The sequence below is a fragment of the Amycolatopsis sp. NPDC004079 genome (genome assembly GCF_040610415.1).
GTDB classification, from domain to species: Bacteria; Actinomycetota; Actinomycetes; order Mycobacteriales; family Pseudonocardiaceae; genus Amycolatopsis; species Amycolatopsis halotolerans.
In genome coordinates this window covers 1-19860 of the sequence record NZ_JBEXMH010000006.1, presented here as the reverse complement: position 1 = coordinate 19860, position 19860 = coordinate 1, and the positions used below count along the sequence as shown (strand labels likewise).

Annotated in this window: 23 protein-coding genes; 8 read left to right on the top strand and 15 right to left on the bottom strand. The window is 68.5% G+C overall.

From position 1 onward, the window contains the following. Position 1 precedes the first annotated feature (1 nt). Together htpG and ABZX37_RS08240 are read left to right on the top strand one after the other, a co-directional pair. Complete coding sequence (gene htpG / locus ABZX37_RS08245) at positions 2-1900, top strand: molecular chaperone HtpG (RefSeq protein ID WP_354737252.1); 1899 nt, start codon at positions 2-4, stop codon at positions 1898-1900. Between the two features lie 61 nt (positions 1901-1961). After that, positions 1962-3302 carry an 8-oxoguanine deaminase gene (locus ABZX37_RS08240; protein ID WP_354737250.1) on the top strand — a complete coding sequence of 447 codons (1341 nt, stop codon included), beginning with the start codon at positions 1962-1964 and terminating at the stop codon, positions 3300-3302. Positions 3303-3335: 33 nt separating this feature from the next. Here ABZX37_RS08240 and ABZX37_RS08235 read toward each other — a convergent pair whose 3' ends face one another. Next, complete coding sequence (locus ABZX37_RS08235; protein ID WP_354737248.1) at positions 3336-3800, bottom strand: ricin-type beta-trefoil lectin domain protein; 465 nt, start codon at positions 3798-3800, stop codon at positions 3336-3338. An 83-nt stretch (positions 3801-3883) separates the two neighbouring features. Next, the gene (locus ABZX37_RS08230; RefSeq protein WP_354737246.1) at positions 3884-5278 is read right to left on the bottom strand and encodes an FtsW/RodA/SpoVE family cell cycle protein; all 1395 of its coding nucleotides are present in this window, start codon (positions 5276-5278) and stop codon (positions 3884-3886) included. 161 nt (positions 5279-5439) lie between these two features. Here ABZX37_RS08230 and ABZX37_RS08225 point away from each other — a divergent pair, with 161 nt between their 5' ends. Next, positions 5440-6126 carry a DUF998 domain-containing protein gene (locus ABZX37_RS08225; RefSeq protein ID WP_354737244.1) on the top strand — a complete coding sequence of 229 codons (687 nt, stop codon included), beginning with the start codon at positions 5440-5442 and terminating at the stop codon, positions 6124-6126. Here the strand turns inward: ABZX37_RS08225 and tatB are convergent, their stop codons facing one another. The 7 genes from tatB to ABZX37_RS08190 form a co-directional block, all read right to left on the bottom strand. Then, positions 6127-6483 (bottom strand): Sec-independent protein translocase protein TatB, encoded by a 357-nt coding sequence (gene tatB / locus ABZX37_RS08220; protein WP_354737242.1) that lies wholly within the window; start codon positions 6481-6483, stop codon positions 6127-6129. A gap of 36 nt (positions 6484-6519) precedes the next feature. Further along, complete coding sequence (locus tag ABZX37_RS08215; RefSeq protein ID WP_354737240.1) at positions 6520-7128, bottom strand: TetR/AcrR family transcriptional regulator; 609 nt, start codon at positions 7126-7128, stop codon at positions 6520-6522. Beyond that, on the bottom strand, positions 7125-8471 hold the full coding sequence (locus tag ABZX37_RS08210) for a nucleobase:cation symporter-2 family protein (protein WP_354737238.1): 1347 nt from the start codon (positions 8469-8471) through the stop codon (positions 7125-7127). The genes ABZX37_RS08215 and ABZX37_RS08210 overlap by 4 nt, the downstream gene beginning before the upstream one ends. A gap of 25 nt (positions 8472-8496) precedes the next feature. After that, a complete protein-coding gene (gene pucL, locus ABZX37_RS08205) occupies positions 8497-9387 on the bottom strand; it encodes a factor-independent urate hydroxylase (protein WP_354737236.1) in 891 nt (296 codons plus the stop codon). Position 9388: 1 nt separating this feature from the next. Further along, a complete protein-coding gene (gene uraH / locus ABZX37_RS08200; protein ID WP_354737234.1) occupies positions 9389-9706 on the bottom strand; it encodes a hydroxyisourate hydrolase in 318 nt (105 codons plus the stop codon). Next, a complete protein-coding gene (gene uraD, locus ABZX37_RS08195; RefSeq protein ID WP_354737232.1) occupies positions 9703-10188 on the bottom strand; it encodes a 2-oxo-4-hydroxy-4-carboxy-5-ureidoimidazoline decarboxylase in 486 nt (161 codons plus the stop codon). The genes uraH and uraD overlap by 4 nt, the downstream gene beginning before the upstream one ends. A 92-nt stretch (positions 10189-10280) precedes the next feature. Further along, the gene (locus tag ABZX37_RS08190) at positions 10281-10757 is read right to left on the bottom strand and encodes a helix-turn-helix domain-containing protein (RefSeq protein ID WP_354737230.1); all 477 of its coding nucleotides are present in this window, start codon (positions 10755-10757) and stop codon (positions 10281-10283) included. A gap of 108 nt (positions 10758-10865) precedes the next feature. Between ABZX37_RS08190 and allB the strand changes: the two genes are divergently transcribed. Then, positions 10866-12194: an allantoinase AllB gene (gene allB, locus ABZX37_RS08185; RefSeq protein WP_354737228.1), complete on the top strand. Its 1329-nt coding sequence runs from the start codon at positions 10866-10868 to the stop codon at positions 12192-12194. Between the two features lie 4 nt (positions 12195-12198). Further along, positions 12199-13218 (top strand): allantoicase, encoded by a 1020-nt coding sequence (gene alc, locus ABZX37_RS08180; RefSeq protein WP_354737226.1) that lies wholly within the window; start codon positions 12199-12201, stop codon positions 13216-13218. Positions 13219-13303: 85 nt separating this feature from the next. Here the strand turns inward: alc and ABZX37_RS08175 are convergent, their stop codons facing one another. From ABZX37_RS08175 to ABZX37_RS08165, 3 genes are all read right to left on the bottom strand, one after another. Further along, positions 13304-15370 carry a hypothetical protein gene (locus ABZX37_RS08175; protein WP_354737224.1) on the bottom strand — a complete coding sequence of 689 codons (2067 nt, stop codon included), beginning with the start codon at positions 15368-15370 and terminating at the stop codon, positions 13304-13306. Continuing rightward, on the bottom strand, positions 15367-15699 hold the full coding sequence (locus ABZX37_RS08170; RefSeq protein WP_354737222.1) for a type VII secretion target: 333 nt from the start codon (positions 15697-15699) through the stop codon (positions 15367-15369). The genes ABZX37_RS08175 and ABZX37_RS08170 overlap by 4 nt, the downstream gene beginning before the upstream one ends. Before the next feature lie 137 nt (positions 15700-15836). Further along, positions 15837-16013 (bottom strand): hypothetical protein, encoded by a 177-nt coding sequence (locus ABZX37_RS08165; protein ID WP_167545671.1) that lies wholly within the window; start codon positions 16011-16013, stop codon positions 15837-15839. 70 nt (positions 16014-16083) lie between these two features. Between ABZX37_RS08165 and ABZX37_RS08160 the strand changes: the two genes are divergently transcribed. From ABZX37_RS08160 to ABZX37_RS08150, 3 genes are read left to right on the top strand one after another with little or no spacing between them, the layout of a single operon-like run. Further along, complete coding sequence (locus ABZX37_RS08160; RefSeq protein ID WP_354737220.1) at positions 16084-16248, top strand: ribbon-helix-helix protein, CopG family; 165 nt, start codon at positions 16084-16086, stop codon at positions 16246-16248. A gap of 1 nt (position 16249) precedes the next feature. Next, the gene (locus ABZX37_RS08155; RefSeq protein WP_354737218.1) at positions 16250-16576 is read left to right on the top strand and encodes a VOC family protein; all 327 of its coding nucleotides are present in this window, start codon (positions 16250-16252) and stop codon (positions 16574-16576) included. Beyond that, the gene (locus ABZX37_RS08150; protein ID WP_354737216.1) at positions 16573-17394 is read left to right on the top strand and encodes a class I SAM-dependent methyltransferase; all 822 of its coding nucleotides are present in this window, start codon (positions 16573-16575) and stop codon (positions 17392-17394) included. Before ABZX37_RS08155 ends, ABZX37_RS08150 begins: the two co-directional genes overlap by 4 nt. Here the strand turns inward: ABZX37_RS08150 and ABZX37_RS08145 are convergent. From ABZX37_RS08145 to ABZX37_RS08135, 3 genes are read right to left on the bottom strand one after another with little or no spacing between them, the layout of a single operon-like run. Continuing rightward, the gene (locus ABZX37_RS08145; protein WP_354737214.1) at positions 17387-17905 is read right to left on the bottom strand and encodes a DUF6228 family protein; all 519 of its coding nucleotides are present in this window, start codon (positions 17903-17905) and stop codon (positions 17387-17389) included. The genes ABZX37_RS08150 and ABZX37_RS08145 overlap by 8 nt on opposite strands. A 30-nt stretch (positions 17906-17935) precedes the next feature. Further along, a complete protein-coding gene (locus tag ABZX37_RS08140; protein ID WP_354737212.1) occupies positions 17936-18412 on the bottom strand; it encodes a CoA-binding protein in 477 nt (158 codons plus the stop codon). Beyond that, a complete protein-coding gene (locus tag ABZX37_RS08135) occupies positions 18409-19695 on the bottom strand; it encodes an O-acetylhomoserine aminocarboxypropyltransferase/cysteine synthase family protein (protein ID WP_354737210.1) in 1287 nt (428 codons plus the stop codon). The genes ABZX37_RS08140 and ABZX37_RS08135 overlap by 4 nt, the downstream gene beginning before the upstream one ends. Positions 19696-19860 lie beyond the last annotated feature (165 nt).

Below are 19860 nucleotides of genomic sequence, written 5' to 3'. Positions count from 1 at the left end.
CATGGCTGAGGAAACCGGGACGGTCGAGACGCTGGAGTTCCAGTCCGAGGCGCGCCAGCTGCTGCAGCTGATGATCCACTCGATCTACTCGAACAAGGACATCTTCCTGCGCGAGCTGGTCTCCAACGCCTCCGACGCGCTGGACAAGCTGCGCCTGGAGACGTATCGCGACAAGGATCTGCGGGCCGAGACCGAGAACCTGCACATCGAGATCCTTCTCGACTCCGAGGCGCGCACCCTCACCGTGCGCGACAACGGCATCGGGATGAGCCGCGACGACGTAGTCAACCTGATCGGCACCATCGCGAAATCCGGCACCGCCGACTTCCTGCGCAAGCTGAAGGAGTCGAAGGAATCCGCGGGCCAGGACCTGATCGGGCAGTTCGGCGTCGGCTTCTACTCCAGCTTCATGGTGGCCGACAAGGTCACCCTGGAGACCCGGCGCGCGGGCTCCGACGAGGGCGTCCGCTGGAAGTCCAGCGGCGAGGGCACCTACACGATCGAATCCCTCTCCGACGCCCCGCAGGGCACCTCGGTGACGCTGCACCTCAAGCCGGTCGACGACGAGGATCACCTCTACGACTACACGTCGCCGTGGAAGGTCCGCGAGATCGTCAAGCGCTACTCCGACTTCATCACCTGGCCGGTGCAGATGGCCAAGGAAGGCACTGCGACCGAGGAAGAAGACGACGCTGGCGGTCTCGAGACCGTCAACTCGATGAAGGCGCTCTGGGCGCGTTCGAAGGACGAGGTCTCCGACGAGGAGTACCACGAGTTCTACAAGCACATCAGCCACGACTGGACCGACCCGCTCGAGACGGTCCGGATGCAGGCCGAGGGCACTTTCGAGTACCAGGCGCTGCTGTTCCTGCCCTCGCGCGCGCCGGTGGACCTGTTCATGCGGGACGCGAAGCGCGGCGTGCAGCTGTACGTCAAGCGCGTGTTCATCATGGACGACTGCGAAGCGCTGATGCCGAACTACCTGCGCTTCGTGAAGGGGGTCGTCGACGCGGCGGATCTGTCGCTGAACGTTTCGCGCGAGATCCTGCAGCAGGACCGGCAGATCCGCGCGATCCGGCGGCGGCTGGAGAAGAAGATCCTCTCGACGGTCAAGACGATGATGACCGAGGAGGCCGAGAAGTACGCGACGTTCTGGCAGGAGTTCGGCCGCGCGGTCAAGGAAGGCCTGATCGACGACCCGGAGAACCGGGAGCAGATCCTCGAGATCTCGTCGTTCGACTCGACCAACCACGCGGACAAGCCGACCTCGCTGCGCGACTACGTGTCGCGGATGAAGGACGGCCAGGAGCACATCTACTACCTGACCGGCGAATCGCGCACCGTCATCGAGAACTCGCCGCACCTGGAAGCGTTCCGCGCCAAGGGGTACGAGGTGCTGATCCTCACCGACCCGGTCGACGAGATGTGGACCGAGTCGGCGAGCGGCTTCGACGGCAAGACGTTCCAGTCGATCGCGAAGGGCGAGGTCGACCTCGGCGACGAGACGTCCGAGGAGAAGAAGGCCGAGTACGAGGACCTGCTGAAGTGGATGTCGGCGACGCTGACCGACACCGTCAAGGAGGTCCGGCTGTCCTCGCGGCTGACGACGTCCCCGTCCTGCATCGTCGGCGACGCGGGCGATCTGACTCCGACGCTGGAGAAGATGTACCGCGCGATGGGGCAGGAACTGCCGCCGGTGAAGCGGGTTCTGGAGCTGAACCCGGAGCACGCGCTGGTGACCGGCCTGCGCAAGGCGTTCGCCGAGCACCCGGAGGACACCTCGCTGGCCGAGACGGCGGAGCTGCTGCACGGGATGGCGTTGCTGGCCGAAGGCGGGGAGCTGAAGGACCCGAGCCGGTTCTTGGGGCTGGTGGCGGATCGCGCGGCCAAGGCGTTGTGACTCATGAGTGGCGGCGCCGGTTAGAACCGGCGCCGCCATTCACGAGCTTGAGGAGGTTCGCATGAGGACAGTCGTCGAGAACGCCGCGATCGCCACAGTCAGCGGCCCCGAGCACCGCAACGGCCACGTCCTCATCGAGGACGACCGCATCGCCGCCGTCGGCGACGGCGCCTTCGCGGGGACGGCGGACGAACGCGTAGACGCCGCTGGCTGCCTCGTCACGCCGGGCCTCGTCAACACGCACCACCATCTGTACCAATGGGCCACCCGAGGCCTAGCCGCTGACCACACACTGTTCGAATGGCTCGTCGCGCTGTACCCGGTGTGGGCCAAGCTGGACGCTGAGATCACGCACGCCGCGGGCTCCGCCGGAATGGCGCGGCTGGCGCTGACCGGCTGCACGACGGTCGCCGACCACCACTACGTCTTCCCGGCCGACGGCGGCGATCAGGTGGCCGCGCTCGTCGCCGCGCGGGAGCGGATCGGCCTGCGGCTGCACCTGGTCCGCGGCTCGATGGACCGCGGCGAATCGGACGGCGGGCTGCCGCCGGACAGCCTGGTCGAGACCGCCGAAGCCGCCCTTCTTGGCACCGAAGCCGCGATCGACCGCTACCACGACGCCTCGACGGGCGCGCACCTGCAGATCGCAGCAGGCCCGTGCTCGCCGTTCTCCGTCACCGAGCGGCTGATGGCTGAGTCGGCCGAACTGGCTCGCCGCAAGGGCGTCCGGCTGCACACGCATCTGGCCGAAACCCAGGATGAGGAAAAGCAATGCCTCGCCGAAACCGGCCTCACGCCCGCGGAGTACGCGGACAAACTGGGCTGGCTGGCGTCGGACGTCTGGCTCGCGCACACCGTGCACCTCGCGCCCGACGCGATCCGCCGATTCGGCGCGACTGCTACGGGTTCCGCGCACTGCCCGACGTCGAACGGCCGTCTGGGCACCGGAATCGCTCCGGTGCGGGACTTGCTCGACGCGGGTGCTCCGGTCGGATTGGGCGTCGACGGCGCGGCTTCGAGCGAATCTGGCGGGTTGGCGGAGGAGCTGCACCAGGCGTTGCTGCAGGCCCGGCAACGCGGCGGGTCGACGGCGCTGACGACGCGGGAAGCGTTGTGGCTAGGCACGATGGGCGGCGCGCGCTGCCTCGGCCGGGAGCGTGACCTGGGCTCGGTGGAGGTCGGGAAGCTCGCGGATCTGGCGGTGTGGGACCTGAGCGGGCTGAACTACGCGGGGATCGATGACCCGGTCGCGGCGTTGGTGCTGGCCGCGCCGCCGCCGTTGCGGAGGCTGTTCGTGGGCGGGAAAACGGTGGTGGAGAAGGGACAGCTCAAGACGGCCGACGAATCGTCGATCGCGGGCGAGCTGGCGAAGGCGAGCGCTCGGCTGCGGGAAGACCGGTAGGCCGCCCTCCCGGGCGACCCACCGGTTCCGCGATCAGGCTCGTTCCACGGTCCACAGCGCGGTCGGCGCGTGGCAGATCCGCACCCCGACCGCTTCGGGGCTGCCGCCGCTGTTGTTCAGGCAGAGCCCGGTCTGCACGTTCTTGAAGTACTTGTTCGTAGTGGACGAGGTCGTCCAGTCAGTGGTGTTGGACGAGCAGGACGTGGTGAACACGGCCGTTCTGCTCGCGGCGAGGCAGGCGTTGGTCTCCAGGTTCCGGAACTTGCCCGGGGCGAAGTTGGTCCATGCCTGGTTCCGCCCCTCGTTGCACTTGAGCGTGTAGACGTCGCCCTTGGTGTTGCTGTCCAGGCAGACGCTGGTTCCCGCGCGCTGGATGTAGAAGTTCGCGATGACGGCAGCGGATTGTTCCCCCGCGGAGGCGGTTCCGGACAAGGCGGCAGTCAGCATCGCCGCGGCCGCGCCGGCCCCGGCGAGCCGCAGCATTCCCCTCGATGACATGTCAGTCCTTTCGCAGTAGATGACCGGACGGGAGACACGCTGCCGGGCGTCGTCCCCAAGCCGTCCCCGTCTCGTCATCCAGCTCACTGCGGCCGTCTGACCAGCACCGTTCCCGCCTCCGCCAGAGGTGCCCGCACCGCCTGCACCGGATCGGTCGTGCTCGGCTTGCGCGCCGCGTCGGAGATCCGCAGCAGCAGCGCGACCAGGATGTAGTTCGCGAGCAGCGACGAGCCGCCCTTCGACAGGAACGGCGCGGTGATACCCGTTTCCGGGATCAGCTTCGTCACCCCGCCCACGACCACGAAAATCTGCATCACCACAGTGAACGCGAGCCCGCCGCCGAGGAGTTTGCCGAAGCTGTCGCGGACGGCCAGCGCGTGCCGCATCCCGCGCAGCGCGATCAGCAGGTACAGCATCAGCACTGCGGCCAGTCCGAGAAAGCCCAGTTCCTCGCCGATGCTGGCGGTGATGAAGTCGGTGTTCGCCTCGGGCACGATGTCCGGCCTGCCCGCGCCGAGGCCGGTTCCGCCCATGCCGCCGGTGCCGAGGCCGAACAACCCTTGCGCGACCTGGTACCCGCCGCCGGCCTGGTCGTAGGTCGCGAGCGGGTTCATCCAGTTCGCGACCCGCTGCCGCACGTGGTTGAACAGGAAGTACGCCAGCACGCACCCGCCGGCGAACACCGTCAGCCCGGCGTACACCCAGATCACCCGCTCGGTCGCGAGGTAGATCATCACCAGCACGATCCCGAAGAACAGCAGCGAGGCGCCGAGTTCCTTCTCGAACGCCAGCACCGCCACACAGCCGAGCGCGGCGAGGATGATCGGCCCGAGGTCGCGCGCCCGCGGCAGTTCGACGCCGAGCACCTTCCGCCCGGCCACGCGGAACAGTTCCCGTTTCGCCACCAGGGTGGTCGCGGCGAAGACGATCAGCAGCAGCTTCGCGAATTCGCCCGGCTGGAGCGACAGCGGGCCGATCCTGATCCACACCTTCGCGCCGCCCGCTTCCGACAGCGACGCCGGCAGCAGCGCGGGCAGCAGCACAGCGACGATCCCGGCCAGCCCGGCGAGATAGCCGTAGCGGGTCAGCACGCGGTGATCGCGCACGAACCCGAGCACGGCCAGGAACAGCACCAGCGCCACGACCGTCCAGAGCACCTGCTGCCCGGCGACGGCCGAGTACACCTTGCCCCGCTGCACCGCCTGTTCGGCGAGCCCGAGGTCGATCCGGTGGATCACCACCAGGCCGAGGCCGTTCAGCAGCACGGTGCACGGCAGGATCAGCGGGTCCGCGTACGGGGCCCAGCGCCGGACCGCGAGGTGCGCCACCGCCGCGACCGCGGTGAACGACGCGCCGTAGCCGACGATCGAGAAGTTGATCTGCCCCAAGGCGTTCGCGTCCACGAGGAGGAACGCGAACCAGACGATCGCCACCGCGAGCAGGAGCAGCCGCAATTCCGTACCGCGCGCGGCAGGCATGAATTTCCCGTCTTTAGCGAGCAGTGAACGGCCGCGAGGGTAGTCACGATTTCTGGCAGGACGCTGAGAATGCACGGCAATTCGGCCAGACTGTCCGAAAGCGGCGAGTTCGCGGCCAGGATATGCTTCGGAAAATCGGACGGGCGAGCGGAGAACAAGCGGTGGCGACAGAACTGACCCCGGTGCCGATCCAGGCGCCGGCGCCAGCCCCGTCGGCGACAGGAACGAAACTCGCGCTCGGTGCGGCGGTGGCCGCGGTGCTGGTCGCGGCCGCGTTCCTGGTGGTGCTGCACGTCGACCGCTACTGGGGCCCGATCGACCCGGTCAGCGCGATGCTCAGCGACTACGCCTGGACTCCCGGCTGGTGGATGTGGGCGGCGGCGATGCTGCTGACGTCGGCCGGTTCGGTGGTGGTGGCGCTGGTCCTGCGCCGCCGGGGGATCCTGTACGGGCCGCTGACGGTCTTCGCGACGGCCGCCTGGTGCGCCGGGCTCGCGGCGGTGGCGTTGTTCACGAAGGACCCGCAGGGAAATGCGGTGTCGTGGGTCGGCAAAGTGCATCTCGGCGCGACCGGGATCAGTTGTGTGAGTTTGCCGTTAGCCGGCTGGCTGCTCGGCTGGGCGCACCGGAATTCGCCGCGATGGCGAGGCTTTGCGCGCTGGTCGCGCATTCTGGCGCTGACCGCGGTGCCGTTCTTTCTGCCGTTTCTCATTCCGTTCGCGGCTAATGTCGCGTTCGGGCAGCATCTGCCGACCGTCGCGACCGGGCTCGTGGAACGGGTGATGGCGGTGCTGGAACTGGTCGAACTGCTCGTGCTGGCCGGATGGGCGTGGCGCGCGGCGGAATGATCAGGTGGCGTCGGGATCGACCGGCGGCCGCTCGTTGGCCCGCAACGGAACCGGCGCCGGAGCGGGAGGGGGCGCCGGGCTGGCGGCCGGGGGCGTGTCGTCGAGCAGATACCTCGTCACGGCGGCCCGGGGATTGCCGATCCGCAGGGACTGCAGTTCCTGCAACGGTTTCCGCAGCTCCTGGTACTCCGGGCCGAGTTCCGCTTCGAGCTGGGCCTTGGTGCCCGCGGCGAACCCGCGGGCCCGTTTCACGGTCTGCGCGACCCAGCGCGCGGCCTCGGGCAGCCGTTCCGGGCCGAGGATGAACAACCCGGCGAGCAGCAGAATAACGATGTGGTCGATGCTGAGACCGAACACCGGCCACCTCCCGCGGACCCGGATGTTGGCTCCAGCTTAGCCGTCCCCGGTGCGGCGTTTCCCGTCGTCACCCAGTTCGGTCAGCAGCCGTCGCGCCACGTCGACCACCGCCGCGCCCGCGACCGCCATCGGTTCGGTCGTCCGCATGGAGCGGCACAGCACGAACGCGCCCTCCAAGCTGGTCACCAAGGCGAGCGTGAGCGTGCGGGCGTGCTCGTCGGGAAGGCCGAATGCGGAGAAGCCCTTGGTGCCCGCTTTGGTCCACGCCTCGAACACGTCCGCGGTGGCCTTGCGCAGGGGTTCGTTCGTGGTCGCCACTTCGAGCGCGACGGTCGCGATCGGGCAGCCCTCGACGTAGTCCGTGTCGAGCAGCGTGGTGACCGCGCCCGCGAAGAAGCTTTCGAGGCCGGTGATCAGGTCCGGCGCCGGGGAGATGAAGACCTCGAACAGTTGCGCGTACTGCATCCCCGAGGTGCGTACCACTTCTTCGCCCAGCTGTTCCTTGCCGCCGGGGAAGAAGTGGTACACCGACCCGAAGGGCGCGCCGGCCTTCTCGACAATCTGCTTCATGCCGGTGCCCGCGTACCCGCCTTGCCGGAACAACTCCGCCCCGGCGGCGAGGATGCGGTCCTTGGTGCCAGTCACGCCACCGAGGATAGCTCCTTGACAGTAGAGCGTTCTATCAAGCGCGGCCGGAGCGCCAGGTTGAGCACCACCGCGGTCACGCAGCCCGCGCTGATCCCGGAGTTGAGCACGACCTGCAGCGCCGCCGGGAAGCCGGAGTAGAAGTCCGGCATGACGATCGGGATCAGCCCGACGCCGAGCGACGCGGCGACGATCGCGACGTTGATCGGATGCTCGAACGACGCCTTCGCGAGCGTCCGGATGCCGCTCACCGCGACGCTGCCGAACAGCACCAGCCCGGCCCCGCCGAGCACCGGCTGCGGCACCAGCGCGACGATCCCGCCGGCCATCGGGAACACGCCGAGCAGCACGAGCACCACGCCGCTGGCCGCGACCACGTACCGGCTCACCATGCGGGTGAGCGACACGAGCCCGATGTTCTGCGCGAACGCCGTGCAGGCGAACCCGCCGAAGATCGTGCCGACGGCGGTGGAAAGCCCGTCCGCGCGCAGGCCGTCGGCCAGTACGCGGCTGGTGGTCGGCCGGTCCACGATCTCGCCGAGCGCCAGCAGGTCGGCGGTGCTCTCCGCCATCACCACGAGCATCACGATGAGCATCGAGACGATCGCCGCGACGTCGAACGTCGGCGTGCCGAAGTGGAACGGCGTCACGATGCCGAACACCGGGGCCTGCCGGAGCGTCGACGTGTCGACCTGGCCGAGCGGCCACGCCGCGGCGGTGCCCGCGACCAGGCCGAGCAACAGTGCGATCCGGCTCCAGAACCCGGTCAGGAACCGGGTGAAGACGAGCACCGCGACCAGCGTGATCCCGGCCAGCACGAGCCCGCTGGGCTTGGCCGACTTGTGCTGCGCGGCGATCCACTGCACGGCGACCGGCAGCAGGGAGATCCCGATGAGCGTGATGACCGTCCCCGTCACCACCGGCGGGAAAAACCGCGTCAGCTTGGAGAAAAACGGGGCGGCGAGCACTACGAACACGCCGCCGGCGAGCGTGGCGCCGTACACGACGCCCAACGCGTTGCCGTCGCGATGCTGTGCCGCGATGGACAGAATCGGCGCTACGGCGGCGAAAGTGACGCCGTTGACCAGCGGCAGTCTCGCGCCGAAGCGCCAGAAGCCGAGGGTTTGCAACAGGGTGGCCAGTCCCGCGGTGAACAGCGCCGCGCTGATCAACAGCGTGAGCTGGCCGGGGGAGAGGCCGACGGCCGCGCCGATGACGAGCGGTGGCGCCACCACTCCGGCGTACATGGCCGCGACGTGCTGGATTCCTCCGAGGATCAACTGCGGCAGCGGAGGCGCCGCGTCCACGGGGTGCCGAGAAGGTCGTTCCTGTGTAACTGACATGCGCTCTCCCGGAGGGGACTCGGGGCTAGAGCACGGCGTCGGTCCAGGCCGGGCCGGGCTCTTCGGCTTCGTCGCGGACCACCGTGCCTTCGATGAGGCCGTACGGTCGGTCAGCGGCGTAGAACACCTCGTTGTGGTTCTCGAGGCCGAAGGGGCTTAGATCGACGAGGAAATGGTGCTTGTTGGGCAGAGAGAACCGGATCTCGGCTACTTCCGGCCGTGCCCGCAGCACGGCTTCGCCCATCGCGTACAGGGTCTGCTGCAGCGAAAGACTGTGCTTGGTGGCGAACGTCTCCAGGAGCGTCTGCCGGATCTCCCGATGGCTCTTGGCCCAGTCGATCCCGGTGAATCCCTCGTAACGCCAGCGCGCGGTGACGGCGGTGGCGAGAATGCGGTCGTCGGTTTCGACGAGCGTGGTGTATTCGTCCTGCGGGTACCCGTGGAATTCGGACCCGGTGGACTTGAGCACCACGAGACCGTCCACTCCGGACACGACCCAGGCGCGGTCGGCGTGCACGGTGACGGTGGTGGTGCGGCGTTCGCCGCCGGAGCTGCTGAACGAGTGGGCGTGCGGCGCGCCGTCCACCGTGATGCGGTCCCACTCCTGCTCTTCGACGGAGACCCGCGCGCCGGTGATCTTTTCCTGCGTGTCGACGAACCGCCTGCCGAGCCGGAGGGCGAAGTCCTCGATCTCGCCGACGTCCTGCTGTTTGGCGAAGGCGTACATCGTGTTCTTCTGCGTGTCGGTGGCCAGCACGGCGGAGTTGTCGCCGGTGAGATGCGTGGCCGACAGGTCGCCGCGCAGCGCCGAGGACACCGTGAGGTCGCGCAGGTGGTGCACGCCGCCGGTGCGCCGGACGGTGACGAGGCGGACCTCGGCCTTGCCGTACTGGTTGGGGCCCAACGAGATTCCCATGTCAGCTCCCGCGATAGGTGGAATAGGCGAACGGGCTCAGCAGCACCGGCACGTGGTGGTGCGACGTGCCGTCGACGATCCGGAAAGCGATCGTGACGTCGGGGAAGAACGCCTCCGGGCCGAGGTAGCCCCCGGTGTCGAAGATCAGCCGGTACACCCCGGGGTCGAGCGTGTCCGGGCCGAGGTCGCGGATCCGGCCGTCGTCGTCGGTCGCGCCCTCGGCGATCAGCGAGCCGTCCTGGCGCTCGAAGCGCACGGCGATCCCGGCGGCGGGCTTGCCCGTGGCGGTGTCGAGGACGTGCGTCGTTACGAGGCTCATGCTGTTACCGCTTTCGCGAGGCGCAGTTGCGCGATCTTGGCCAGCTCCGCGCCGGCGACGTCGAGTTCGATCTCCGGGTCGTTGCCCAGCCGGGACCGGAGGTTCGCGAGCAATTCCTCGCCACTGCGGCCGCTCGCGCATACCAGGAACACGTGGCCGAAACGTTCTTCGTATTCGGCGTTGGCGGCGGCGAATTCGTCCGCATTGTCCACTCCGGACTGCTCCGAACGGGACCAATCGGCGTCGCTGCCCTTGCTGGTGGGGCGTTCCCCGATCCTCGGGTGCGCGGCGATCGCGTCGCGGATCTCGTTGCGCCGCAATGGGGTCACGCTGTCCGCGCTCTTGCTCAGCGCGGCGAAATCGGCGTACGGGCGGCCGTCGAGCACGGTGTCGACCCAGCGCGGTACGGCCAGGCAGGCGGTGAGCGTCGGCCGGAGTTCGGCGGCGGATGCGGAGTTGAACTCGGCGAGTGCGAGCGGCAACGGAATCTCCTCCGGGGAGGTGGTGTTCCGCTGACCGTACGGCCGGGTCGAGCGTGCGTCAACACTTTGTTGAATCGCGGCTCACAGCTCTTTCAGTCGGCTTCCCGGTTGAGGTAGTTGTAGACCGTGAACCGCGTGACGCCCAGTTCCTCAGCGACCGCCGAAACCGATTTCCGCAGGTTGAAGGCCCCGCGCTCGCGCAGCAGGCGGACCGCGCGCTGCTTTTCCGGGCGGTCGAGATCGCGGAGTTTCGAGCCGAGTTCGCGTTCCACGTCGGCGATCAATCGCGACAGCGCGCTGTTGAGTTCGACCGCCGGAACGGTGTCGGAATCGTCGGTCCGGCGCAGTTGCAGGGTCACCCGGGTGGCCCCGCCTTCGAGGGCGGCGCGGGCGATCGACGGCAACGCGGCGAACAGTTCGTCGGCGCTCCCGCGGGCCAGGGTGCCGAGCGGGCCGAAGTCGGTGTCGAGCCCGGCCGCGTCGGCGGCGTCGCGGGCGCGGACGGCGTGCTCCGGCGGTGCGCCCTCGCCGCGGAACGGCTCGCTGGTGAACTCGGCTTCCAACTTCACCCGGTGACCGTAACGTGGGAGGGACGGCGTTGACGAGCCGGGAAGGACGTGTCTAATCTCGGTGGGCGAAAGACTCTTTCCGTAACGTGGAACTGGAGGGTGCCGTCGATGGACCTCGTGGTGCGGGCCGCGCGTGCGGTGACCCCCGCCGGTCTCGGCCCGGCGACGATCGGTGTTGAGCACGGCCGGATCGTCGCGGTCGAACCCGGTGTCGTCGAGATGGCCGGTGCGCGGGTCGTTGACCTGGGCGAAGACGAGGTGCTGCTGCCCGGTCTCGTGGACACCCACGTACACGTCAACGACCCTGGCCGCGCCGAATGGGAGGGCTTCGAGACCGCGACGCGCGCGGCCGCGGCCGGCGGCGTCACGACGATCGTGGACATGCCGCTCAACAGCCTGCCGCCGACGGTCGACGTGGCCGCGCTGGAGGTCAAGCGCAAGGCGGCGAGCGGCCGGGTGCACGTGGACGTCGGGTTCTGGGGCGGCGCGATTCCCGGCAACGAAGGCGATCTGCGCGGTCTGCACGACGAGGGCGTCTTCGGCTTCAAATGCTTCCTGCTGCACTCCGGCGTCGACGAGTTCCCTCCGTTGGACGCGGCCGGCCTGGAATCCGCGCTGCGCGAGCTGAAGTCGTTCGACGCGCAGATGATCGTGCACGCGGAGGATTCCGAAGCGATCGACGCGGCCCCCGATCCGCACGGCGAGAAGTACCACGACTTCCTCGGTTCCCGCCCGCGCGGCGCGGAAAACCTGGCCATCACGCACGTGATCGAGGCGGCTCGGCGCACCGGTGCCCGCGCGCACGTCCTGCACCTGTCCTCTTCGGACGCTTTGCCGCTGATCGCCAGCGCGCGCCGTGAGGGTGTCGCGCTGTCGGTGGAAACCTGTCCGCATTACCTGTCGTTCGTCGCGGAGGAAATCCGGGACGGGGCAACGCAATTCAAGTGCTGCCCGCCGATTCGCGAGGCAGCGAACCGGGAATTGCTGTGGCAGGGTTTGGCGGACGGCACGATCGACACGATCGTCAGCGACCATTCGCCGTGCACGCCGGAGCTGAAACGCTTTGACACCGGCGATTTCGGTCTCGCCTGGGGCGGTATTTCCAGCCTGCAGCTCGGGTTGCCCGCGATCTGGACGCAGGCCCGCCAGCGCGGCTTCGGTCTCGTCGACGTGGTGCGATGGATGGCCGAGCGCCCGGCCGCGCAGGTGGGGATGACGCGCAAGGGCAAGCTGGAAGTGGGCGGTGACGCCGATTTCTGCGTCTTCGCGCCGGATGAAGCTTTCGTCGTGGACGTCGCGAAGCTCGCGCACCGCAACCCGGTGAGCGCGTACGACCAGCGCCCGCTGGCCGGCGTCGTGCGCGGCACCTGGCTGCGCGGCGAGCCGGTGACCGGCGACGAGCCGAGGGGGACTTTGCTGACCCGGGGCAATTGCTGAAGAGATGGAGGAGCACGTGTCCGACCGTCCGGAGTGGACTACCCAGCCCGATCTGGCCTCGCGCCTGTTCGGGGGCACCGTGATGTGGGCGAGCGACGAACTGTTCGCCGAGAAGGAAAACCTGGTCAACCCGTGGCGGCCGGCGCACCGCGCCGAAACGTTCGGCCCGAAGGGCCAGGTGTACGACGGCTGGGAGACCCGGCGGCACCGCGAACCCGGCGACGACCACGCCCTGGTCCGCCTCGGCCTCGGCGGCGTGGTGTCCGGCGTGGTGGTGGACACGGCGTTCTTCAAGGGCAACTACCCGCCGTTCGTGTCCGTGGCCGCGACGTCCGTCCCCGGCTACCCGAGCGCGGCGGAGTTGCAGGACGCCGACTGGGACGTCCTGGTCGACCACGAACCGGCGGTCGGTGACTCGGAGAACTACTACAAGGTGACGTCCCCGCGTCGCTACACCCACGTACGCCTCACCCAGCACCCCGACGGCGGCGTCGCACGACTGCGAGTGCACGGTTCGCCCGTGCCGGACCCCTCGCTGCTTGACCCGCGCTCGCTGGACTTGGCAGCTTTGGAAAACGGCGCGGTCGTCACCGGATGCAGCGACATGTTCTATTCGTCGCCGAACAACATGCTGTCGCCGGGCCTCGCCGCACACCAGGCGGAAGGCTGGGAAACCGCCCGCCGCCGCGACGACGGCAACGACTGGGCGACGGTGCGGCTGGCGGGCGCGGGCTTGATCCGGTTCGTGGAGCTGGACACCAGCAACCTCAAGGGAAACGCGCCCGGCTGGGCCTCGGTGAGCGGCCGCGTGGACGAGGGCGAGTGGGTGGAACTGTTGCCACGCACCAGGTTGCAGCCCGACACCCGCCACCGCTTCGCCCTGGCGGACGACGGCCCCGAGGTAACGGAGATCCGCCTGGACATCTACCCGGACGGCGGCCTCGCCCGGCTTCGCCTCTTCGGCGAACTGAGCAAACGCGGCCGGGAAGCCGTGACCGCGCGGTTCGCCGAGACGTCCGACTGAGTTTTTGGTCCGTGAAGGGCCCCTTGAAGGAATCTGATTCCCTCAAGGGGCCCTTCACGGCTGTTCCTGCCTCAGCGGGGCGCGACTACTCCCCGCCGCCCCCGTCAGCCGCGGGGTCCGGGTGCTCCTTGCGCCACTCCTCGTCGGAGATGTTCCAGGCTTCCTGCGCCTGCATCTGGATGTCGGTGATCGACTTGTCGAAGTTGACCGCGTCCTTGCCGACCCAGCCGGCGAAGTTCTTGCTGCTCTTGCCGTCGGCCAGGGTTTTCATGAAGGCGAACAGCCGGGGGTTCTTCTTCCACTGGTCCTCCGGCCACTTCATGACGTCCTTCCAGACGTTCTTGCCGCCGGTGAACTTCTTGATCTCGGGAAGGTCGAAGGCCGTCTGCATCCAGCCTTCGTGCTTCTTCATCCAGCTGAACTCGTAGGGCTTGAACGCGGACTGCGGGCCGGAGGAGCCCCCGCTCCCGCCGCCGCCTTCGCCGCCGCCCTGGTTGCCTTCTTGGTGGTTGTTACCGCCCGCGTTGTCTTCGTGGTGGTTGCCGCCGGTGTTGTTGTCGTGGTTGCCGCCGCCCGCGTTGTCTTCGTGGTTCGTGTTGTTGCCCGGCTGGTCTTCGTGGTGGTTGTTGCCGCCGGGGTTGTCTTCGTGATGGTTGTTGCCGCCCGGCGTGTCTTCGTGCGGGGTGTTGTTGCCGCCGGGAGTGTCCTCGTGGTGGTTGTTGCCACCCGGGGTGTTGTCGTGGCCGGTGTTGTTGCCCGGCGTGTTCTCGTGGTTGCCGCCGCCACCGGGGGTGTCCTCGTGGTGGTTGTTCCCGCCGGGGGTGTTGTCGTGGCCGTTGCCGCCCGGCGTGTTGTCGTGGTTGCCCCCGCTGCCCGGGGTGTCCTCGTGATGGCTATTTCCGCCCGGGGTGTCGTGCGGGCGGTTGGGCGGCGGGTTGAAGTGCTGGTCCGCGGCCAGCCAGGTGTCGAACGGATCGTCCTCGTGCGGCTGGTTGTTCGGCCGCTCCTCGTGCGGGTTGTTGTTCCCGCCCGGCGCGTCTTCGTGATGGTTGTTCCCACCAGGGGTGTCTTCGTGGTGGTTGTTGCCGCCGGGGGTGTCTTCGTGCGGGGTGTTGTTCCCGCCGGGGGTGTCCTCGTGATGGTTGTTCCCGCCCGGCTGATCCTCGTGGTGGTTGTTGCCACCCGGGGTGTCCTCGTGCGGGTTGTTGTTGCCACCGGGAGTGTCTTCGTGGTGGTTGTTGCCGCCGGGGGTGTCTTCGTGCGGCGTGTTATTCCCGCCGTGACCGCCCTGCCCGCCGCCCCCGCCGCCGCCGTGGCCCCCGGAGCCCCCGGGGTTGAGGTCGGTCATCTCGTGGTTGTTGCCCCCGCCGTGCGTCCCGCCGCCACCGCCGCGCGAGGGCTTGACCTTCTCCGCCAGCTGGGCCAGCCTGCTCGCGGTCCGCCCGCCGAGGCCGACCACCCGCGCGATCTTGGACGCCATCGTCAGCGCCAGCGAGATCCCCGACCGGATCACGTTGCCGACCCCGACCACGATCGACGCGCCGAACGTGAACGCCGCCATCGCGAGCGCGATCAGCATGGTCGCGATGACGTCGCCGAGGAACGTCGTGATCAGGTCGCGGATCAGCGACCGCACCACGGAGACCAGGGCCATTGTCGTCTTGACCACGTAGCCCGCGGCGTCGACCGCGTGCCCGGCGCTGTCGATCTGGCCGCGCCGGTCGCCGATGTTCTTCTTGAACGCCTCGGCGCCGTCGCCCTGCCAGTTGGCGACCGTCTTCTGCAGCGTGGTGTCCAGGTCCTTCGCCGCGTTGCGCAGATTCTCGGCGGTCTTGTGCAGTTCCTCGGCCATCTTGTTGATCGCCTCGGGTTTGCCGGCGAGCTTGTCGAGGCCCTCTTTGAGGAACGAGATGTGCTCGATCAGCCAGCCGAGCCCGGCGGCGATGAGCTTGCCGAACGGGTCCATGACGAACGCGGCGGTGTCCGCGATCGCGCCGACGATCGACACGCCGATCTCGACGCCGACCGCGGCCGCGTCGCCGCCGTGCAGGTTCTGGATCTCCTGGATCGACGAGACGACGCTGTGCCAGCTGTCCGCGACGCCCGCGCCGGTCGTGCTGTTCGAGTCGGTGATGGGAACGACCGCGCTCATTTCACCTGCTCCGGCTTGAACTTGTCGAACGCCTTCGCGAGGTCCTGGTCGCCCTTGCTGTACTGCTCGCTGGCCTGGCGCGTCTTGTCCGCGCTGTCGGTCACGTCCTTCGCGACGCCGTGCAGGTTGTCGGACACGACCTTCAGCGCGATCCGCGCGGGAATGGCGAGCACCTGCGCGAGCACGACGCCGAACGCGTCGATGTCCCCGCCGTTGGCGTCGTCCACCGCCTTCGCGGAGTCGTTCACCGTCGGCACGGTCGTCTTGTCCATGTACTCGCTGAATTTGTGCAACTCGTCCGTGTGGACGGTGAAGCCGTTCCCTGCCACCAACACTCCTTCGCCTGCCGCGATCGGGCCGCGCCGAGTAGAGCAGCGGCGGCTGAACCGCAGGCGACGTCCGTGCGGACGAAGGTTGAACGAGAGGGCTTCCTGCCCGAGCGTCCGGGCCTGGCTGCCCTCGCGGGTCAGCCCCGGGCGCTCGGCCGGTTCAGATAAGCGGAGAAGGACGACAGCAGTGCCGCGACGCCGACGATCGCGGTGACCCACCACGGGCCGCCGCTCACCAGGTTGAACACGAACGCGGCAGCCATCAGGACGGCGGCGATGATGTTCCTGATCTGCAGCCCGGAGGGTTTCGCCATGTCCCCACCTTCTCATGGCGGCGGCGGGCGGGGCTTGTCCGCCGCTGGCTAGATTGCTAGCATCCTAGATATGGCCGGTGAAGAGGTCAAACAATTCAACGTCTACCTGCCGGTCGAGCTGATCAAGCAGGTGAAGTACCGGGCGATCGAGAACGAGCAGTCGCTGTCCGCGCTGGTCACCGCGGCTTTGCGGGCTTACCTCGATACCCCTTCCGCACAACGAGAGGACGGCTGACATGAGCGACGGCATCACCATGCTTTTCCTGGAGACGCACAACTGGGGCAAGACCGCGAAGTTCCTGCAGCGCGTGGGGTTCAGCCTCGATTTCGAGACCGATCACAACTCGGGCCAGCTGTCGAACGGCGACGGCGTGCCGGTGTTCGTCGCCGAGGTCCCCGAAAGCCAGGAGCCGCGCACGAGCGTGGTGGTGGCGGTGCCGGACGAGTCGGCCGACGCGGGGCTCGACGTCGTCACCCCCTTCGAGGACACCCACTACGGCACGCGCGAGATGACCGTGCGGGACCCGGACGGCCGGGCCTGGATCCTGCGGGCCCCGAAGTGAGCGAGCCGGACCACACCGCGGTGCGCGTCGCGTTGTGGCGCGCACTGCACGTGCTCGCCGATCCGCCGCCGCACGCGCTGGCCGACGAGATCGGCCTCCAGCTGGCGGATCCCGGCCCGGACTGGCGGTCCCGGCCGGACATGGACCTCGGCTTCACCCAGCGGTTCCGCGCGGGAATCGCGCTGCGCAGCCGGTTCGTCGAGGATCTGGTCCGCGAACGCGGGGTTTCGCAGTACGTCCTGCTCGGCGCCGGGCTGGACACGTTCGCGCAGCGGGAGCCGGAGCTGGGCGTGCGGGTGTTCGAGATCGATCAGCCGGGCACGCAGGAGTGGAAGCGGGAACGGCTGGCCGCTCTAGGGCTGCCCGCCCCGTACCGGTTCGTGCCGGTCGACTTCGAATCCGGCGAGCAGTGGCCGGAACGCTTGGTCGCCAACGGTTTCGAGCTCGCGAAGCCTGCTGTGGTGGCTTCGACGGGCGTCAGCATGTACCTGACCCGAGAGGCGAACGCCGCGACGTTGCGCGCGCTCGCCGGGTTCGCGCCGGGCACCGTGGTGGCGATGACGTTCCAGATGCCGGAGGAGTACCTGGACGGACCCGACCGCGCGGCCCGGGCAGCGGCAATGAAGGGCGCGAAGGCGGCCGGGACGCCGTTCGTGAGCTTCTTCGCGCCGGACGAGATGCTGGAGTTCGCGCGCGAGTGCGGTTTTCAGGACGTCCAGCACGTCAGTGCGGTTGAGCTGAACAAGCGGTATCTGTCGGGTCGTTCGGACGGGTTGGAGACGGCGGGGGAGGAGTTTCTGGTGGCGACGGTCAGCTGAACTCGTTGTCGCTCTCGTGGTATTCGACGGGAAACCCTTCGGCGGTAAGGAAAGCGTGCATCTGGGCGGCCAGGTCGTCCTTCTCCGCGCCAGCCTCCATTGAGGTCGTGACCGTGGCTTCCCATTCGCCGTACACGGAGTGCCGCCACGGCCGGATCGTCCACGCCAGTTCGATGTGCCCGCCGGAGCGGAACGTCGCCGAGACGATCAGGTCGCGGTCGGCGTTGACCCAGCGTCGCTCGCCTTCCCAGCCGCGGAAGTCGAGGTTGTCGAGGAATCGGGCGAGGCCGCGACCCGTGACGTAGTTGTCGACGCCCTCCAGCCGGGCGTCGATTCCGGGCGCTTGGACATGGACGGTGAAGAACAACCGCCGGTCCAAGTGGTGGATGGCCGCGTGTCGCTCGCCGAACCGCACCGTGACCGGTTCGCCGCTGAACATCACTTCGAGATCGTCCAAACAGATCATCTCGGTTTGGGGGCGCAGCCAGCCGTGCGGGCAGTTCGGGTTCACTCGCCAACCGTACTCAGGCCAGCACCCGGTTTACGGTGCCGTTTGCCGCCGGGAACTGATCACCCCGGTGTTGAACCCGGCGAGATGCAACCCGCCCGCGAACCGCGCGTGCTCGATCTTCACGCAACGGTTCATCACCACGTCCAACCCCGCCTCGCGGGCGCGGTCCGCCACCGGTTCGTGCCACAACCCCAGCTGAAGCCACAACGTCCGCGCTCCGGCGTCGATGACCTCCTCGGCCACCCCGGGGAGGTCATCGTGCTTGCGGAACACGCTCACCAGATCCAGCTCACCCGGCACCTCCGCCAGCGACGGATACACCGGCCGCCCCAGCAACGTGTCGAGTCGCGGGTTCACGAAGTTGACCTCGTACCGCGTCGAAGACAGCAGATACGTCGCCACGAAGTAGCTCGGCCGCGCGGGATTCGCCGACGCGCCCACGACCGTCACCGATTTCGTGCGCCCCAGGAGCCGCCGCCGTTCGACCGCGCCGACGTCGTAACTCATGCGTTCACCGCCTTGTCGAGGGCCTGGTCGAGATCCCACAGCAGATCCTCGACGTCCTCCAGCCCGACCGACAGCCGGATCAAGTCCGCGCCCACGCCGGCCGCGGCGAGCTGGTCCTCGGACAGTTGCGCGTGCGTCGTCGAGGCTGGATGGATCACCAACGTCCGCGCGTCGCCGACGTTCGCCAAGTGCGACAACAGCTCCACCGACTCCACGAACTTCTCGCCCGCCGCGCGGCCGCCCTTGACCCCGAACGAGAACACCGCGCCCGGACCCTGCGGCAGATACCGCGCGGCCCGCTCGTGATCCGGATGATCCGGCAACCCCGCGTAAGACACCCACGCGACCCGCGGATCCGCGTTCAGGTACTCCGCGATCGCCCGCGCGTTGACGACGTGCGCGTCCATCCGCTGCGGCAACGTTTCCACGCCCTGCAGCAGCAAGAACGCCGAATGCGGCGACAACACCGCGCCGATGTCGCGCAACTGCTCCGCGCGCAGCCGCGTGCAGAACGCGTACTCGCCGAAGTTCTCCCAGTACTTGAGCCCGCCGTAGCTGTCGACGGTCTCGGTCATCCGGGGGAAGTTTCCGTTGCCCCAGTTGAAAGTCCCGGCCTCGACGACGACCCCGCCGAGCGTCGTGCCGTGCCCGCCGAGGAACTTCGTCGCCGAGTGCAGGACGATGTCCGCGCCGTGCTCGATCGGGCGGCAGAGGTACGGCGTGGCGAGCGTCGCGTCGACCACGAGCGGGATGTCGTGCGAATGCGCGAGATCGGCCAGTCCGGCGAGGTCCGCGATCGCGCCGCTCGGGTTGCCGATCACCTCGGTGTAGATCAGCTTCGTGCGGTCGGTGACCGCTTTGGCGTACTCCTCGGTGTCGCCGTGCACGAATGTCGTCTCGACGCCGAACCGCGCGAGCGTCCCGGTGAGCTGCGTGACCGTCCCGCCGTACAGCCCGGCCGCCGACACGATGTGGTCACCGGACTCCGCGAGCGCCGAGAACGTGAGGAACTCCGCCGCCTGCCCGCTGGCCGTCGCGACCCCGCCGATGGCCCCTTCGAGACTCGCGACGCGCTCCTCGAACGCCGCGACGGTCGGGTTGCCGATCCGGCTGTAGACGTTCCCGTACTTCTGCAGCGCGAACAGGTTCGCCGCGTCGGCCGCGTCCTCGAACACGAAGCTGGTCGTCTGGTAAATCGGCACCGCACGGGCCCCGGTGGCGGGGTCGGGAGTGCCGCCGGCGTGCAGGGCGCGGGTGCGGAAGCCCCAGGTACGTTCGCTCATCGACCGCCACGCTACCCAGTGCCTCCGCCGCCGACCATCCCTCCCGAAGAGTGATCCGGCCAAGGTCCGTGAGGGGAACCCTGAGGGAATCAGAGTCCCTCAGGGTTCCCCTCACGGACTTCGGCACGCCGCCATACGCGTAATTTTTCCGCCAGCGTCACGTCC

Bases quoted from the DNA above. Each gene is read 5' to 3' on its own strand.
- ABZX37_RS08165 (WP_167545671.1), bottom strand. From the start codon at position 16,013: ATGGCGAAACCCTCCGGGCTGCAGATCAGGAACATCATCGCCGCCGTC.
- ABZX37_RS08140 (WP_354737212.1), bottom strand. From the start codon at position 18,412: ATGAGTTACGACGTCGGCGCGGTCGAACGGCGGCGGCTCCTGGGGCGC.
- ABZX37_RS08240 (WP_354737250.1), top strand. From the start codon at position 1,962: ATGAGGACAGTCGTCGAGAACGCCGCGATCGCCACAGTCAGCGGCCCC.
- ABZX37_RS08155 (WP_354737218.1), top strand. From the start codon at position 16,250: ATGAGCGACGGCATCACCATGCTTTTCCTGGAGACGCACAACTGGGGC.
- alc (WP_354737226.1), top strand. From the start codon at position 12,199: ATGGAGGAGCACGTGTCCGACCGTCCGGAGTGGACTACCCAGCCCGAT.
- ABZX37_RS08135 (WP_354737210.1), bottom strand. From the start codon at position 19,695: ATGAGCGAACGTACCTGGGGCTTCCGCACCCGCGCCCTGCACGCCGGC.
- ABZX37_RS08210 (WP_354737238.1), bottom strand. From the start codon at position 8,471: ATGTCAGTTACACAGGAACGACCTTCTCGGCACCCCGTGGACGCGGCG.
- pucL (WP_354737236.1), bottom strand. From the start codon at position 9,387: ATGGGAATCTCGTTGGGCCCCAACCAGTACGGCAAGGCCGAGGTCCGC.
- ABZX37_RS08175 (WP_354737224.1), bottom strand. From the start codon at position 15,370: ATGAGCGCGGTCGTTCCCATCACCGACTCGAACAGCACGACCGGCGCG.
- ABZX37_RS08230 (WP_354737246.1), bottom strand. From the start codon at position 5,278: ATGCCTGCCGCGCGCGGTACGGAATTGCGGCTGCTCCTGCTCGCGGTG.
- ABZX37_RS08235 (WP_354737248.1), bottom strand. From the start codon at position 3,800: ATGTCATCGAGGGGAATGCTGCGGCTCGCCGGGGCCGGCGCGGCCGCG.
- ABZX37_RS08160 (WP_354737220.1), top strand. From the start codon at position 16,084: ATGGCCGGTGAAGAGGTCAAACAATTCAACGTCTACCTGCCGGTCGAG.
- htpG (WP_354737252.1), top strand. From the start codon at position 2: ATGGCTGAGGAAACCGGGACGGTCGAGACGCTGGAGTTCCAGTCCGAG.
- allB (WP_354737228.1), top strand. From the start codon at position 10,866: ATGGACCTCGTGGTGCGGGCCGCGCGTGCGGTGACCCCCGCCGGTCTC.
- uraH (WP_354737234.1), bottom strand. From the start codon at position 9,706: ATGAGCCTCGTAACGACGCACGTCCTCGACACCGCCACGGGCAAGCCC.